This is a genomic window from Paraburkholderia sp. SIMBA_054 (assembly GCF_046534875.1).
Taxonomy (GTDB): Bacteria; Pseudomonadota; Gammaproteobacteria; order Burkholderiales; family Burkholderiaceae; genus Paraburkholderia; species Paraburkholderia hospita.
Genome location: NZ_JAWRXV010000956.1, coordinates 1 through 264, shown reverse-complemented (window position 1 = coordinate 264; position 264 = coordinate 1). Strand labels below are relative to the sequence as shown.

Genomic DNA, 264 nt, shown 5'->3' with positions numbered 1-264 from the left:
GCCGCGACTCCAGCACCCGTACCGCATCGGCCAGCGAGAGCCCGCGCGCGCGCAGCAGCACGATCAGGTGATACAGCAGGTCGGCCGATTCGCCGAGCAGTTCCTCGTCGTCCTGCGCGACGCCGGCCAGCGCGGTCTCCACGCCTTCCTCGCCCACCTTCTGCGCGATGCGCCGAGTGCCCTTCTCGAACAGCGTGGTGGTGTAGCTGCCGGCCGGACGTTCGCGCTCGCGGCGGGCGACCAGCGCGTCGAGGTCGCCGAGGA

Annotated in this window: 1 protein-coding gene; it reads right to left on the bottom strand. The window is 72.0% G+C overall.

The window, feature by feature from the left end:
- Positions 1 to 264: phosphoribosyl-ATP diphosphatase (gene hisE, locus SB822_RS57950; RefSeq protein ID WP_410859219.1), on the bottom strand; the 264-nt coding region annotated here is incomplete at both ends.